The organism is Rhodoplanes roseus (assembly GCF_003258865.1).
In the GTDB taxonomy this organism is placed as follows: domain Bacteria; phylum Pseudomonadota; class Alphaproteobacteria; order Rhizobiales; family Xanthobacteraceae; genus Rhodoplanes; species Rhodoplanes roseus.
In genome coordinates this window covers 1-284 of the sequence record NZ_NPEX01000758.1, presented here as the reverse complement: position 1 = coordinate 284, position 284 = coordinate 1, and the positions used below count along the sequence as shown (strand labels likewise).

General features: G+C 69.4%; 1 protein-coding gene. It reads right to left on the bottom strand.

Annotated elements, in window-relative coordinates:
- Positions 1–284, bottom strand: a 284-nt coding sequence (locus tag CH341_RS34870) for a hypothetical protein (protein ID WP_170149911.1), incomplete at both ends; no start/stop codon positions are given.

Genomic DNA, 284 nt, shown 5'->3' with positions numbered 1-284 from the left:
GAGCCCGTGTAGAGCGGGGCTTCTCCAAGACCGGCTGTGCCGACACTGCTGTTGAGCATCTGCGAACGCCAGGCTTGGCGCATGCCGGCGGCGTCGAGACCGACAGCGTCGGCGACCGAGCCTGGCAGAGCCTGGGCGGCCGCCACGACGATCGAGGTGCCGGCGTCGGCCGGGGGTGCAGAGAAGGCAACCTCGAGATTGAGTGGGGCTCCGCTGACCGCTGCAAGATTGGCTGCGAGCGTCCCGGCGGCGGAGAGCGTGTCGCTGTCGGGATCGGGGATGTA